The sequence below is a fragment of the Rhizobium sp. FY34 genome, from assembly GCF_005222845.1.
In the GTDB taxonomy this organism is placed as follows: Bacteria; Pseudomonadota; Alphaproteobacteria; order Rhizobiales; family Rhizobiaceae; genus Neorhizobium.
Genome location: NZ_STFZ01000016.1, coordinates 40,430 through 53,216, shown reverse-complemented (window position 1 = coordinate 53,216; position 12,787 = coordinate 40,430). Strand labels below are relative to the sequence as shown.

Annotated in this window: 16 protein-coding genes and 1 tRNA gene; 12 read left to right on the top strand and 5 right to left on the bottom strand. The window is 60.6% G+C overall.

All coding sequences use genetic code 11. The features are described 5' to 3' along the window. The first annotated feature begins 51 nt into the window (after positions 1-51). The 4 genes from E8M77_RS13725 to sufA all read left to right on the top strand — a co-directional run bounded on the left by E8M77_RS13725 (position 52) and on the right by sufA (position 2,548). The gene (locus E8M77_RS13725) at positions 52-1,272 is read left to right on the top strand and encodes a cysteine desulfurase (protein ID WP_137131210.1); all 1,221 of its coding nucleotides are present in this window, start codon (positions 52-54) and stop codon (positions 1,270-1,272) included. Between the two features lie 10 nt (positions 1,273-1,282). Next, positions 1,283-1,663: an SUF system Fe-S cluster assembly protein gene (locus E8M77_RS13720; RefSeq protein ID WP_137131209.1), complete on the top strand. Its 381-nt coding sequence runs from the start codon at positions 1,283-1,285 to the stop codon at positions 1,661-1,663. Between the two features lie 44 nt (positions 1,664-1,707). After that, positions 1,708-1,986 carry a hypothetical protein gene (locus E8M77_RS13715; protein WP_137131208.1) on the top strand — a complete coding sequence of 93 codons (279 nt, stop codon included), beginning with the start codon at positions 1,708-1,710 and terminating at the stop codon, positions 1,984-1,986. 169 nt (positions 1,987-2,155) lie between these two features. Then, positions 2,156-2,548 carry a Fe-S cluster assembly scaffold SufA gene (gene sufA / locus E8M77_RS13710; protein ID WP_137131207.1) on the top strand — a complete coding sequence of 131 codons (393 nt, stop codon included), beginning with the start codon at positions 2,156-2,158 and terminating at the stop codon, positions 2,546-2,548. Between the two features lie 6 nt (positions 2,549-2,554). On the opposite strand, the gene E8M77_RS13705 is transcribed toward sufA, so the two are convergent. Continuing rightward, a complete protein-coding gene (locus E8M77_RS13705) occupies positions 2,555-3,196 on the bottom strand; it encodes a GntR family transcriptional regulator (RefSeq protein ID WP_137131206.1) in 642 nt (213 codons plus the stop codon). Between the two features lie 79 nt (positions 3,197-3,275). On the opposite strand from E8M77_RS13705, the gene E8M77_RS13700 reads away from it, so the two are divergent. Beyond that, positions 3,276-4,169 carry a dihydrodipicolinate synthase family protein gene (locus E8M77_RS13700; protein WP_137131205.1) on the top strand — a complete coding sequence of 298 codons (894 nt, stop codon included), beginning with the start codon at positions 3,276-3,278 and terminating at the stop codon, positions 4,167-4,169. Positions 4,170-4,191: 22 nt separating this feature from the next. On the opposite strand, the gene E8M77_RS13695 is transcribed toward E8M77_RS13700, so the two are convergent. From E8M77_RS13695 to E8M77_RS13685, 3 genes are read right to left on the bottom strand one after another with little or no spacing between them, the layout of a single operon-like run. Next, positions 4,192-5,394, bottom strand: coding sequence for an ABC transporter permease (locus E8M77_RS13695; protein WP_137131204.1), 1,203 nt, complete (start codon positions 5,392-5,394; stop codon positions 4,192-4,194). After that, the gene (locus E8M77_RS13690) at positions 5,384-6,100 is read right to left on the bottom strand and encodes an ABC transporter ATP-binding protein (RefSeq protein WP_137131203.1); all 717 of its coding nucleotides are present in this window, start codon (positions 6,098-6,100) and stop codon (positions 5,384-5,386) included. The genes E8M77_RS13695 and E8M77_RS13690 overlap by 11 nt, the downstream gene beginning before the upstream one ends. A gap of 14 nt (positions 6,101-6,114) precedes the next feature. Beyond that, a complete protein-coding gene (locus tag E8M77_RS13685; protein ID WP_137131202.1) occupies positions 6,115-7,425 on the bottom strand; it encodes an efflux RND transporter periplasmic adaptor subunit in 1,311 nt (436 codons plus the stop codon). 181 nt (positions 7,426-7,606) lie between these two features. Between E8M77_RS13685 and E8M77_RS13680 the strand changes: the two genes are divergently transcribed. The 7 genes from E8M77_RS13680 (at position 7,607) to E8M77_RS13650 (ending at position 11,596) form a co-directional block, all read left to right on the top strand. Continuing rightward, positions 7,607-7,945 carry a hypothetical protein gene (locus tag E8M77_RS13680; RefSeq protein ID WP_137131201.1) on the top strand — a complete coding sequence of 113 codons (339 nt, stop codon included), beginning with the start codon at positions 7,607-7,609 and terminating at the stop codon, positions 7,943-7,945. Positions 7,946-8,026: 81 nt separating this feature from the next. After that, on the top strand, positions 8,027-8,287 hold the full coding sequence (locus tag E8M77_RS13675) for a DUF2171 domain-containing protein (RefSeq protein WP_137131200.1): 261 nt from the start codon (positions 8,027-8,029) through the stop codon (positions 8,285-8,287). Between the two features lie 105 nt (positions 8,288-8,392). Continuing rightward, positions 8,393-8,468, top strand: a tRNA-Lys gene (locus E8M77_RS13670). A 224-nt stretch (positions 8,469-8,692) separates the two neighbouring features. After that, entirely contained in the window at positions 8,693-9,247 is a 555-nt protein-coding gene (locus tag E8M77_RS13665; protein ID WP_246659259.1) for a DUF2799 domain-containing protein, read from the top strand. Positions 9,248-9,349: 102 nt separating this feature from the next. After that, the gene (locus E8M77_RS13660) at positions 9,350-9,715 is read left to right on the top strand and encodes a DUF982 domain-containing protein (protein WP_137131198.1); all 366 of its coding nucleotides are present in this window, start codon (positions 9,350-9,352) and stop codon (positions 9,713-9,715) included. A 123-nt stretch (positions 9,716-9,838) separates the two neighbouring features. After that, positions 9,839-10,585, top strand: coding sequence for a cytochrome c biogenesis CcdA family protein (locus E8M77_RS13655; RefSeq protein ID WP_137131197.1), 747 nt, complete (start codon positions 9,839-9,841; stop codon positions 10,583-10,585). Positions 10,586-10,633: 48 nt separating this feature from the next. Then, positions 10,634-11,596, top strand: a complete 963-nt coding sequence (locus tag E8M77_RS13650) for an AEC family transporter (protein WP_137131196.1) — start codon at positions 10,634-10,636, stop codon at positions 11,594-11,596. Here the strand turns inward: E8M77_RS13650 and E8M77_RS13645 are convergent. Beyond that, positions 11,561-12,787, bottom strand: coding sequence for a UbiH/UbiF family hydroxylase (locus E8M77_RS13645; RefSeq protein ID WP_137131195.1), 1,227 nt, complete (start codon positions 12,785-12,787; stop codon positions 11,561-11,563). The genes E8M77_RS13650 and E8M77_RS13645 overlap by 36 nt on opposite strands.

Here is a 12,787-nt window from a genome sequence, read left to right as displayed (position 1 = left end):
TCCGTAGAGCCTCGTTTCGGACCGGACGCGCAAATATCGAGATCACTGCCCATGGCCTATGACGTCGAAGCGATCCGCCGGGATTTCCCCATCCTGTCCACCATGGTCCACGGCAAGCCGCTGGTCTATCTGGACAATGGTGCCTCGGCACAGAAGCCGCAAAGCGTGATCGACGCGATCAGCCATGCCTATAGCCACGAATATGCCAATGTGCATCGCGGCCTGCATTACCTGTCGAATGCCGCGACCGATGCCTATGAGGCTTCGCGTGAAAAGGTGCGGCGCTTCCTCAATGCGCCGTCGATCGATGATATCGTCTTCACCAAGAATTCGACGGAAGCGATCAACACCGTCGCCTATGGCTATGCCATGCCGCACCTGAAGGAAGGCGACGAGATCGTCCTCTCCATCATGGAGCACCATTCCAACATCGTGCCCTGGCATTTTCTGCGCGAGCGGCAAGGCGTCAAGCTGGTCTGGGTGCCCGTGGATGAGGACGGTGCCTTCCACATCGAGGATTTCGAGAAATGCCTGACGGAGAAGACAAAGCTTGTCGCCATCACGCATATGTCGAATGCACTCGGCACTGTCGTGCCGATCAAAGAGGTTTGCCGGATTGCCCATGAGTGGGATATTCCCGTTCTCGTCGATGGCAGCCAGGCGGCTGTGCATATGCCGGTCGATGTACAGGATCTCGGCTGCGACTGGTATGTGATGACCGGCCACAAGCTCTATGGCCCCTCCGGCATCGGCGTGCTCTACGGTCGGCAGGAACGGCTCCGGCAGATGCGGCCCTTCCAGGGCGGCGGCGAAATGATCATCGACGTGGACCAGGATTTCGTTACCTACAACGATCCACCGCATCGTTTCGAGGCCGGTACGCCGCCAATCGTGCAGGCGATCGGCTTGGGCTATGCGCTGGATTACATCGAAAGCATCGGCCGTGAGGCAATTGCCGCCCATGAGGCGGATCTGACGGCCTATGCGAACGAAAGGCTGAAAGCGATCAATGCGCTGCGCATCATCGGCGATGCTCCGGGCAAGGGGGCGATCTTCTCCTTCGAGATTGCCGGCATCCATGCCCATGATGTATCGATGGTTATCGATCGCAAGGGTGTGGCCGTGCGGGCCGGCACTCATTGCGCCATGCCGCTCTTGAAACGCTTCGGCGTGACCTCCACTTGCCGTGCATCCTTTGCGATGTACAACACGCGCGCCGAAGTGGACGCGCTGGCAGATGCGCTGGATTATGCGCGAAACTTCTTTGCCTGAGGATATTGTCATGGCTATCGACGAACCAGAACTGAAATGGGATGCCCGCGAAGGGCTGATCCAGTCTGCCATTCCGCAGGAGGAACTGGCGCGCCTGTCCGATGACGTGATCGCGGCGCTGAAGACCGTCTATGATCCGGAAATTCCCGCAGATATTTTCGAACTCGGTTTGATCTACAAGATCGATATCGAGGATGACCGCATGGTCAAGGTGGTGATGACGCTGACGGCGCCAGGCTGCCCGGTGGCCGGCGAAATGCCGGGCTGGGTGGAAAATGCGGTGGGCTCCGTCGAGGGCATTTCCGGCGTCGAGGTCTCGATGACCTTTGACCCGCCATGGACGCCGGAGCGCATGTCGGAAGAGGCGCAGGTGGCCGTCGGCTGGTATTGAGGGCGGTGTTGCGCTAGGCTTGTGTGAAAGCGGAGAAGCATGACATGGCGCGCGCAAACCCGATCCGTATCGAACTGTCCCAGGACATGAGCGACATTGTTGAGAGCGCTCTGGAAACCGGCGATTTCAAATCTGCCGATGAAGTGGTTTCGGCGGCTCTGAATGCCTTTCAGGTGCACAGGTTGCTTGCCAATTTCGCACCCGGCGAACTCGACGCGCTGATCCAGGAAGGGCTGGACAGTGGCGAGCCGATTGATGGGGACCAGGCATTCCGGGATATCGAGCTGGACCTGGAACGCTATATTGCTTCGAAGTCTCGCTAATGGCTCTGGTTGTTACGCCGAGAGCCAAACAGGACATCCTGGAGGCCGCGCGCGATTGGCCGAAACTCGTGCGGTGATTTCCGCTTATTGATCCGGCGCCGTCCTGCGCTTACATTGGACATGAAAACCGCCGGGCCTTGAACCCGGTTGCGTCAAGGAGAATGGGCCGATGGGCTTTGCAGTGATGACCATGAGCGATGCGGCAGCGGGCCGTGTCAAGGCAATCGTCGAAAATTCCGGCCCGGATGCCAAGGGTATCCGCATCGGCATCAAGAAGGGCGGATGCGCCGGCATGGAATATACGGTGGATCTTGTCACCGAGCCGAATGCCAAGGATGACCGCATCGAGCACGATGGTGCCAGCGTCTGGATCGAACCGTCTGCCGTCCTTTATCTGCTCGGCACGCAGATGGATTTCGAAGTGACGAAGCTGCGCTCCGGCTTCACCTTCCACAATCCCAACCAGACATCCGCCTGTGGCTGCGGCGAATCGGTCGAACTTCAGCCGGCAGATCTCGCAGCGCTGGCCCGCGAGCGGGCAGGGGAAACAACCAGCGCCTGAGCGCTGTCAGGACCTTTCCGACAGGTAATCCAGAAGCCGTTCCGTCGCCGCCGCCGCTCCGGCGGCGTCTTCGTTCTGGATGGCGCGGATGACGCCGACATGCAGGCCGACAGAGCGATCCATGGCGTCCGTGGAGGCGGTCGAGAACCAGAGCCGGCGGGAATGGGTCTGCAAGGGGGCAAGCGACCCGGTGAGGAAGCGGTTCGGGCAGGCCTCTTCAACAATATCGTCAAAGCGCTTGTCAGCGGCGAGGAAGGCATGAATATCGGCGGTGGCTGCAGCCCCGCTCATGTCACGTGCACAGTCGATCAGCGCATCGCGCTGGGCAGGTGTCGCATGGCTTGCCACAAGGCTTGCCGCAAGCGGTTCCAATTGCCGGCGCACCACCATGATCTCGCAGTGATCGGAGGCGATGATCTCGCTCACCTGCAGGCCGACGCGCGGTTTGACGAGGATCAGTCCCTGCCATTCAAGTTTCTGGATGGCTTCGCGCACAGGCGTACGGCCATGGCCGGACACATCGATCAACTGGCGTTCCGTCACCATGGCGCCGGGGGCCAGTTGCAGCGTCACGATCATATGCTCCAGCGCCCGATAGGCCTGACGGCTCAGCGAGGCTTGCGGGGCGGCACGTTCATAAATCTCCATCCTATTCTGATATATCAGACCTTGACGGGATGCAATCTTCGTGACACCAATGTGTGATATATCAGCAAAGGGGACGGCCATGTGGCGCGGTGTTTTTCCAGCAGTTACCACGAAGTTCAACGAGGACGGATCGCTTGATCTGAAGGAAATGGAGCGCTGCTTTGCGCTGCAGTTCGAGGCGGGCGTCGATGGCATGATCGTCTGCGGCTCGCTGGGTGAGAACATGACGCTCGAGCCTTCGGAAAAGCTTGAGATCCTGAAGTTGGCGAAATCGGTATCGGGCGCTTTGCCGGTGCTGATGACGATCTGCGAAAGCTCCACCCGTCGGGCCGCGACTGCCGCCAAGGCTGCCGCCCAGGCCGGCGCCGATGGTCTGATGATCCTTCCCGGCGTTCCCTACAAGTCGGCTCCGGCTGAAACGCTGAACCACATCCTGTCGGTCGCGACGGCCTCCGGCCTGCCGTCGATGGTCTATAACAATCCGATCGGCTACGGCGTCGATGTGACGCTGCCAATGTTCGAGGCGCTGGCAAAGTCCGATCTCATCGTCGCGATGAAAGAATCGACCGATGATATTCGCCGCGTCACCGACGTGTTCAACGCCTTTGGCGATCGCTTCGACGTGTTCACCGGTGTCGACAATCTGGCGCTTGAAAGCCTGATGATGGGCGCCCATGGTTGGGTGGCCGGTCTGGTCGTCGCCTTCCCGAAGGAGACAGTTGCCATCTGGAAGCTGTCTCAGGCTGGCCGTTACGACGAAGCGCGCGCCATCTATCGCTGGTTCCGCCCGCTGCTCGATCTCGATGTCTCGACCTTCCTCGTCCAGAATATCAAGCTGGCGGAAGTGCTGGCAATCGGCTCGAATGACCGGGTGCGCGAACCGCGCCTGGCACATGAGGGAGCCGAGCGTGCGCGCCTCATCGCCATTATCGAAAAGGCGATGGCCGAACGCCCGGTACTTCCTGTTCTGTAACGGGGTGCCCCTGTAAAGAGGCCTATTCGTGGCGCAGCGCCTCTATGGGGTTCAGCTGCGCCGCGCGCCGTGCCGGGAAATAGCCAAACACCATGCCGATCAGCGCCGAGAAGGCAAAGGCGGTGGCAATGATGGTGGCGCTTGGCACAAACGGCACGTTGAGCAGGCTGACGACGCCATAGGCAAGGCCAAGGCCGGCCAGAATGCCGGTCACGCCGCCAAACACCGAAAGCATCACCGCCTCCACCAGGAATTGCATCAGCACCTGGCCTTCGACGGCACCGATTGCCAACCGGATGCCGATTTCGCGCGTGCGCTCGGTCACCGAGACCAGCATGATATTCATGATGCCGATACCGCCGACCAGCAGGCTGACGGCGGCAACGGCGCCCAAAAGGCCGGTAAGCAGCGTCGTTGTTCCGGTCATGGCCGAAGCAATCTGCGTCATGTCGTTGACGGAGAAATCATCATCACGGCCAATTGCGATGCGTCGTCTTTCGCGCAGCAGGTTTTCCACATCCGCCTGAACCTTGGCCGTCGAGACGCCGTCCTCGGCCGACAATGTGATGCTGGCAATCGTCGTCGTGCCGCCGATACGCCGCTGGTGCAGTTTCAGCGGCATCAGGATCGTATCGTCCTGATCATCGCCCATTCCGGACTGGCCTTTGGGGCTAAGGACGCCGATGACCGGGCAGGCGACATTGCTCACGCGGATCGTCTGGCCAACCGGATCGGCTGTGCCGAACAGTTCGCGCCGCACGGTCTGGCCGATCATGCAGGCTGCCGTACCGCGCTCCTCAGACGGCAGGAAGCTGCGGCCAAGCGCCATATCCCAGTCCTGCGCCACCAGATAGTCATTGGTGGTGCCGATAATGCTGGTGGAGCGGTTCTGGCCGCCAGCAATGACGGTTGCCGTTGCGCGGTTGATGGGGGCGACGGCGCGAAGGCCGGGGATCTGTTCCTGAATGGCCAGCACATCGGCATCGGTGAAGCGCTTGGCCTCGGCACTGGCCCGACCTGGCCCCCACTGGCCGGGGCGCACGAACAGGGTATTGGTGCCGAGCCTTGATAATTCCTGGCGCACCTGCGCCGTCGTGCCATTGCCGACGGTGACCATGGCGATGACGGCGGCCACGCCGATGACGACACCCAGCACCGTGAGGAAGGAGCGCAGAAGGTTACGGCTGATGGCGCGCCAGGCAAGCCGGATCGTTTCAAGCCACATGGTGAGCCTCCTCGGCAGCCGCGCTGTCTGAAGCAAGCTTGCCATCGACAAAGCGCAGCAGGCGCTTCGCATGGGCGGCTATGTCCTCCTCATGGGTGACCATGATGACGGTAATGCCCTCTTCGGTGTTCAATCGTGTGATCAGTTCCATGATCTCGACACTGGTCTTCGTATCGAGATTGCCGGTCGGCTCATCGGCGAGCAGCACAGCGGGGCTGGTGACGATGGCACGGGCAATCGCCACACGCTGCTGCTGGCCGCCTGACAATTCCTGGGTCGTATGGTTTTCGCGGCCTTTCAGCCCCACCTGTTCGAGCGCCCGCAGTGCCCGAAGCCTGCGTTCGCGCGGCTCCATGCCGCGATAGACGAGCGGCAGCTCGACATTTTCCACAGCCGATGTGCGCGCCAGAAGATTGAATCCCTGGAAAACGAAGCCCAGCATATGGCGACGCAGCAGCGTCAGCTGCTTTCGGTCAAAGCCCGAAGTGGGGATGCCCTGGAACAGGTATTCGCCAGCGGTTGGCACATCCAGACAGCCGAGAATGTTCATCGCCGTCGATTTGCCTGAGCCAGATGGTCCCATTATGGCAACAAATTGTCCGGCCGAGATCGTCAAATCGATCCCGTCCAGCGCGCGAATGGTGGCTTCGCCGCGCCCATAGGTTTTTGAGACGGATCGCAGTTCTATGAGGGGGTAATCGGCCATGCTCGGCACCGTCCTCAATTGTTGCGGGCCGTGGCGCCGGTAATCAACGGTGCACCATCCTGAAGATCGCCCGATTTGACGATGGTGAACTGGCCGTCGGTGGGCCCCGTCTCGACCATGATTCGCTGCGGGCGGTTATCGCGCAGAACGAATACCGGCCGGCTGGTGGGGGCTGTATCCGCCTTCTGCGCATTGGTGCTGCGCCCGGCGCCCGGTGGACGCGGCGCACGAAACAGGCGCGACAGAATACTGCCGCTTGGACGTTCACCCACGGCAGGCGGTGAGAAGCGCAAGGCCGCATTCGGCACCAGCAGTGTATCTTTCACCGATTTTACCGTAATATCGGCGGTTGCCGTCATGCCGGGCCGCAGCAAAAGGTCCTGATTGTCGACCGAGAGAATGGCCTTGTAGGTCACAACATTGGACACGGTTTCGGAGGCAAAGCGCACCGCCTTGATGACGGCCGGAAAATTGCGGTCAGGATAGGCATCCACCGAGAAACTGGCGCTCTGGCCTTCCGCGACCTGGCCGACATCCGCCTCGTCCACAGACACCTGCAGTTCCATGCGCTTCAGGTCACCGGCAATGGTGAAGAGGATGGGGGCCGACAAAGACGAGGCGACCGTCTGTCCCGGATCGACATCTCGGGTCAGCACGACGCCATCGATGGGCGAGACGATCCGGCCCTTGGCAAGGTTGACTTCGGCCAGCCGCAGATCGGCTTCCGAGGACAGGACAGAGCTTTCATTGATCTCCACGGTGGCACGGGCCGAATCATAGGCATATTGCGCCGTGTCGAGTTCCTGCTGGCTGGAAATGCGGTTGGTGACCAGCGAGGTCAAGCGGTCGAGCTGGGTCTTTGCAGAGCCCATCTCGGCCTGCGCCTTCACCACATTGGCGCGTGCGGAGGCAAGCTTGGCGCGCGCGCTCTGCACATCGGCCTGCAGCTTGTTGGTGTCGAGTTCCGCCAGTATCTCGCCGGCCTTGACCGGGCTGTTATAGGTGACATTGACCTTGCGTACCGTGCCGGAAAGCTCGCTGGAAATATCGACATGGTCGGTCGGCTGCACGGAGCCTGTGGCCGTGACGACAACCGACAGGTCACCACGCTTGGCCGGCTGCGTTGCATAGGTGAAGGCTGGGCCGCCCTCTGGAAGGAAGAGATAGGCGCCAGCGCCTGCACCGGCGAGCACCAGCAGAACGACCGGCCAGACGACAAAGCGCGAGCGGCGTCGCTTTCCATGCGATGAGCTGAGGATGGACGCCAGATCCGGGGTGGCGGACGGCGTCTTCGGCGGCTGGTTGGCGGGCGTTTCGGTCTTCAAAGGTCAATCCATGCGGTCTGTCTGGGCTGGGGGAGCGTCGGGATGACACGAAACAGCCGATGATCCAAATGAAATAACGGTAAGGTCTCGGCCATTCATGATAGTTGGGGAATGGACTTGCAGAATATTAGGCCCGGGCAATAGATAAGCCGCCCTGGACGGGCATTATTTGGGGGACACCATGACTGCCATACTGCGCAAGACACTTCTGCTCGCCAGCCTGTTTTCGGCCTGTTCGGCGACAGCCAAGGCTGAAGATCTCATCTTCATGCTGAGCAATACCACCAATTCGACGCTTGAGCGCTTTTATACCTCACCGGTCGGTGTGGACGACTGGGAACAGGATGTGTTCGGTGAAGACGTGCTCGAGCCCGGCGAAAGCGTGCGCATCACCATTCGCGATGGCCGCAGTGTCTGCGAATACGATATGCGCTTCGAATTTACCGAGGATTCAAACCTCGATACGCTCGAAGATACCCAGGACCTTTGCAAGATGGGCTCCTATACCGTGCACGAATAGGAAAAATGGTCGGCTTGCCGGATCGCATGCATCCTTTCCCGCCGGCGGGCGTTCTGATCTTCATAAACCAAGGAGATCACCATGATCGATGCAAACCAGATCCCGCACCACGCCCAGATCATCGGTGCCGATGGCATACCCGTTGGCAATGTGGACCGTGTCGAAGGTGAGCGAATCAAGCTGACCAAGAAAAGCAGCGGCGAGGGCAGCCATGAAGGGCATCACCACTATGTGCCGCTGGCACTCGTGGCCTATGTGGAAGGTGACACCGTACGGCTCTCCTCCAACGGCTCTGTGGCCGTCTCCTTTGAGGAAGAAGAGAGCGGCGAACCGGCACATTAAGATTGCCTGTCGAAAACCGTCGAATTTTGCTTCCTGCGGGTTGACCGCAGGAGGCGACCTGCCTATGTTCCGCGCACTTTCGAAGGGCGCCAAAGCCCTCCTCGGGAGAGCGTAGCTCAGCCGGTAGAGCAACTGACTTTTAATCAGTAGGTCCAGGGTTCGAATCCCTGCGCTCTCACCAATTTGCCGGTAGATTTTCATCAAACACATTTGCGCTTTTTTGATCGCTCGCCTGTGTATTTTGCGTTTACATTCTGTTTACCTCTTGGCGTGCGTCCGTCCATCCCCTTATAAATTGCGCGCTGGCGGGGCCTTCGTGCTGGTGTTTCGGGGGGATTTTTTATGCGTGTTTGGGCTTTGCTGGCAGTATCCGTTGCCTTGATCGGACTTGCCTCGTGCAATTCCATGTCCAAGGAAGAATGCGTTGCAGCCGATTGGAAGGTCATCGGTGATGCCGATGGCAGTGCCGGCCACGATCCGCAGGAACGCTTTGCAGCGCATGTGAAATCCTGCGCCCGCATCAAGATCGTTCCGGACCAGACAACCTGGTTTGCCGGCTACCAGACAGGGCTTCAGCGCTATTGCACGCCACTCAATGGCTTGAGCCGTGGCGAAGCGGGCGATGCCTATTACAATGTCTGCCCGGTGGAAACCGCCACAGGCTTCCTGCGCGGCTATAGTCTCGGGCAAAAAGCCCATCAGTGGCGCTCGCGCGTCGATTCGGCGCGGTCCGAAGTGTCCTCCAAGGAAATGCGCATCGACCAGCGCTACAACGACTTGAAAAACGCCAAGGACGACAATGAGCGGCGCTCGATCCGCGACGAGATCGACGATCTTGACCGGGACATTCGCCGGGCACGCCGTGATATCGGGGACGCCGAATACGCCCTTCAGGATGTGGAGCGCGAGGTGGACTGGTTCCGTCGCAATCCCAATGCGGCGCTCTCGCAGGGCTATTGATGTGCGCGATTGGGGCAGGGCGTTGTGCATGCAGCACAGGCGCGTGTCAGTTTCGCTCAAGTCAGATCCGCCATCATCGGATTGGCGACAGATGGAGCAGGCATGGCAAAAGATCTCTGGGTCAGGACCGTGACGATCGAGCTTTCGGGCGAAAGCCGGGATTATATTCGCATCGAATCAACCCGGCATGCAGCAAGCGTTCTTCTCGACAACTGGCCGGGCGCGGCAGACGCGGTCTATCGCGAGGCGATCATCGGCTGTACGCAGGCCCTGAAGGGCGAAATTCCGCATGATGTTGCCTGCGCCCGCTTTCTGGCCGCAGCCCGTGCGGCACAGCTGGAAGTGGCCGATGCTACCGACGGGCAAGATCCGGCGGATGACTCAGATCCCTTCGAGCTCGAAATGGCGCGAACCATCCGCGAAACCCTGTCTGGAGAGGCTGAGACCCTCGGACCAGTGCAGCATTGAGGGAATGAACCTCATCGCTTGCGGCAACATGCCTCCCGGCATCACATGAAAAGGTGATTGGCACGACAGGCTCTTGCCGCCTATGGGAGGGGAAGCAAAGTCTGCTTGCGGAGAATGCCTGCCTTGTCGATTGCCGAAATCTCGCTGTTCAGTGCCTTGATCGCCGGCGCTCTATCCTTCCTATCGCCCTGCGTTCTGCCGCTCGTGCCACCCTATCTCTGCTATATGGCAGGCATTTCGGTCGATCAGTTTCGTGGACAGACGGCGATCGAGACCACGCGCGCGCGCCGCGCCGTACTGCTATCGGCGCTGTTCTTCACGCTCGGCTTTGCCACGGTGTTTGTGGCGCTCGGGGCTGGCGCCACCACGATCGGCGTCATGCTGCGCCAGCATATCGATCTTCTGTCAAAGATCGGCGGCGCCATCATCATCATCATGGGCCTGAATTTCCTCGGGGTGTTTCGCATCGGCATGCTGTCACGCGAGGCGCGCTTCCAGTCGGGCGGCAAGCCGGCAACGGTGTCGGGCGCCTATGTGATGGGGCTCGCCTTCGCCTTTGGCTGGACGCCCTGTATCGGCCCGGTTCTCGGCGCCATTCTCGGTGTTGCCGCCTCGCGCGAAACGGTGGGCGATGGCGCACTGCTGCTCGCTGTCTATTCGCTGGGGCTTGCCGTGCCCTTCTGGATTGCCGCCGGCTTTTCCGGCGCCTTCATGCGCTTCCTCACCCGCTTTCGCCGTCATCTCGGCCATGTGGAAAAAGCCATGGGCGCACTTCTGGTGCTGACCGGCCTTGCCTTCATCTTCGGCTATGTCAGCGACATGGCCATCTGGTTCCAGCAGAGCTTCCCAATCCTGATGCAAATCGGCTAGAGCGGAAGCCAAGCGCCCCGTCTGACAGCCGGCGGGGCCGGGGAGACCATGGCCGCCATTCTTGCTCTTCTGCTGCCGTTCTTCGGCCTGATCCTGATCGGTTATAGTGCCGCAAAGGCAAGCCGGCAGGGGGCCGAGGCGCTTGGCTGGATGAATACGTTCATCATCTATGCGGCGCTTCCGGCGCTGTTTTTCAAGCTTGTGTCGCGCACACCGATCGAAGACCTGACGCGTATCGATTTTATTCTCGCCCAGCTTTTCGCGGTCTACAGCATTTATGTGTTGATTTTTCTGATCGGCTATGGCCTGCGCAAGGCAAGCTTTGCCGAATGCACCATCCAGGCTTTCGGCGGCGCCTATGGCAATATCGGCTATATGGGGCCGGGCCTTGCGCTTCTGGTTCTGGGCGAGCAGGCGGCCGTGCCGGTGGCCCTGATCGTCTGCTTTGAAAATGCCCTGCATTTCATTGTCGCACCGGCAATGATGGCGCTCTCGGGAGGCGACAGGCGCCCACCGCTTGCCGTTGCAGGCGATGTGATCCGCAAGGTCGCGCTGCACCCGTTCATTCTATCGACGGCGGCCGGATTTCTCGTCGCAGCCCTTGGGGTCGATGTGCCGCTTGCCGCCATGCGGCTTGTCGATTACCTGGCGCAGGCAGCAGCCCCGTGCGCCCTGTTTGCCATGGGCGTGACGCTGGCACTGCGGCCCTTGAAGCGGGTGCCCGTGGAAATCGGCTATATCGCGTTTGCAAAGCTCGTGGCGCTTCCGGCGCTGATGTATCTGGTGCTCAAAACCGTCGGCGGCATGGATGCCGCCTGGGTGCATTCCGCCGTGCTTCTGGCGGCGCTGCCAACCGCCACGAATGTCTTCGTCATCGGCCAGCATTACTGTGTCTGGCAGGAGCGTGCATCGGCCACGGTGCTGGTGACCACCGTTCTGTCGATTGCAACGCTGCCGGTGCTGCTCTACCTGATCTCAGCCGGCTTTCTTCCGGTGGAAGGGATGCCGTAGGCTGGCGGCCAATTCCTTCAGGCTGCGGCCGGGCTCGATGCCCTCGCGCATCAGAACATTGCGCAAGGGGCCAACGGCGGTGAGCAAATGTAGGCCGGCTGCCCGCGCCACCTGCATGGGCAGGAATTCCGACAAAAGCGAGCGGTTGAGCAGGTCAACGCCAAAGGTGCGGGTCATCACGTCGCCGCGGCGGTTGCGGTGGAAGCGGTCACCGCTATCGCCGGCAATCGCGCTGCCGCCTTCGGTTTTCAGCACTTCCGTCAGCGCCATCACGTCGCGCAGGGACAGGTTGAGACCCTGAGCGCCAATCGGCGGAAAGGCATGGGCTGCTTCTCCGACCAGCGCCACAGGACCCTTGCCGAAACGCTCCGACATCAGGCTGGAAAGCGGCCAGGCTTCCGGCGCCTCCTCGACCATGACCTTGCCGAGCATGGACTGCATGCGCATCTCCACCTCACGCGAAAGGTCTTCCAGCGGCAGCGCGATTAGGCGTTCGGCCTCCAGCGGCTTCACCACCCAGACAAGGCTGGAGCGGGAGCCGGGCAGCGGTACCTGGGTGAAGGGGCCGGTTTCGGTATGGAATTCGGTCGAGACATTGCCGTGAGGCTGCTCATGGGAAAAATTGAGAACGACGGCGGTTTGCGGATAGGCCCAACGGCGCGTGGTAATGCCGGCACCTTCGCGAACCTTCGAGCTGCGGCCATCGGCGCCGATGACGAAGGCGGCGGTTCTGATCTCGCCATCCGACAGCGTGAGAATCACCTCGTTGCCCGACAGGTCAAGCCGTTCGAGCTGGGCGTCGAGGCGAAAAATGTTTGATTCGCCGGAGATTGCATCGGCAAGCACTGCCGACAATGTCGCGTTTGGAATATTATAGCCGAAGGCAGAAAGCCCGAGATCTGCGGCCCGAAACTGAGCCGGCGGCGCGCGAAACAGGCGTTTTGTACCATCCAGAATCTGCATGGTGGAAAGCGCCGCCGAGGCAGGTGCCAGCATGTTCCAAAGCCCGAGCGTATCCATGAAACGGATCGACTGGTCCATCAAAGCCGTGGTGCGCCGGTCCATGCGCTCCACTACAGGAGCAATCAGCGTGACCTTGCGCCCGGCACGCGCCAGCGCCAGAGCGGCGACCGAACCGGCCAGACCTTCACCAATCACAGCAATCTCGATAGGGCTTTGCGTGTGCTGCAT

Coding starts and splice junctions, on each gene's coding strand:
- E8M77_RS13725 (WP_137131210.1), top strand. CDS start 52: ATGGCCTATGACGTCGAAGCGATCCGCCGGGATTTCCCCATCCTGTCC.
- E8M77_RS13720 (WP_137131209.1), top strand. CDS start 1,283: ATGGCTATCGACGAACCAGAACTGAAATGGGATGCCCGCGAAGGGCTG.
- E8M77_RS13715 (WP_137131208.1), top strand. CDS start 1,708: ATGGCGCGCGCAAACCCGATCCGTATCGAACTGTCCCAGGACATGAGC.
- sufA (WP_137131207.1), top strand. CDS start 2,156: ATGGGCTTTGCAGTGATGACCATGAGCGATGCGGCAGCGGGCCGTGTC.
- E8M77_RS13705 (WP_137131206.1), bottom strand. CDS start 3,196: ATGGAGATTTATGAACGTGCCGCCCCGCAAGCCTCGCTGAGCCGTCAG.
- E8M77_RS13700 (WP_137131205.1), top strand. CDS start 3,276: ATGTGGCGCGGTGTTTTTCCAGCAGTTACCACGAAGTTCAACGAGGAC.
- E8M77_RS13695 (WP_137131204.1), bottom strand. CDS start 5,394: ATGTGGCTTGAAACGATCCGGCTTGCCTGGCGCGCCATCAGCCGTAAC.
- E8M77_RS13690 (WP_137131203.1), bottom strand. CDS start 6,100: ATGGCCGATTACCCCCTCATAGAACTGCGATCCGTCTCAAAAACCTAT.
- E8M77_RS13680 (WP_137131201.1), top strand. CDS start 7,607: ATGACTGCCATACTGCGCAAGACACTTCTGCTCGCCAGCCTGTTTTCG.
- E8M77_RS13675 (WP_137131200.1), top strand. CDS start 8,027: ATGATCGATGCAAACCAGATCCCGCACCACGCCCAGATCATCGGTGCC.
- E8M77_RS13665 (WP_246659259.1), top strand. CDS start 8,693: ATGTCCAAGGAAGAATGCGTTGCAGCCGATTGGAAGGTCATCGGTGAT.
- E8M77_RS13660 (WP_137131198.1), top strand. CDS start 9,350: ATGGCAAAAGATCTCTGGGTCAGGACCGTGACGATCGAGCTTTCGGGC.
- E8M77_RS13650 (WP_137131196.1), top strand. CDS start 10,634: ATGGCCGCCATTCTTGCTCTTCTGCTGCCGTTCTTCGGCCTGATCCTG.
- E8M77_RS13645 (WP_137131195.1), bottom strand. CDS start 12,787: ATGCAGCACACGCAAAGCCCTATCGAGATTGCTGTGATTGGTGAAGGT.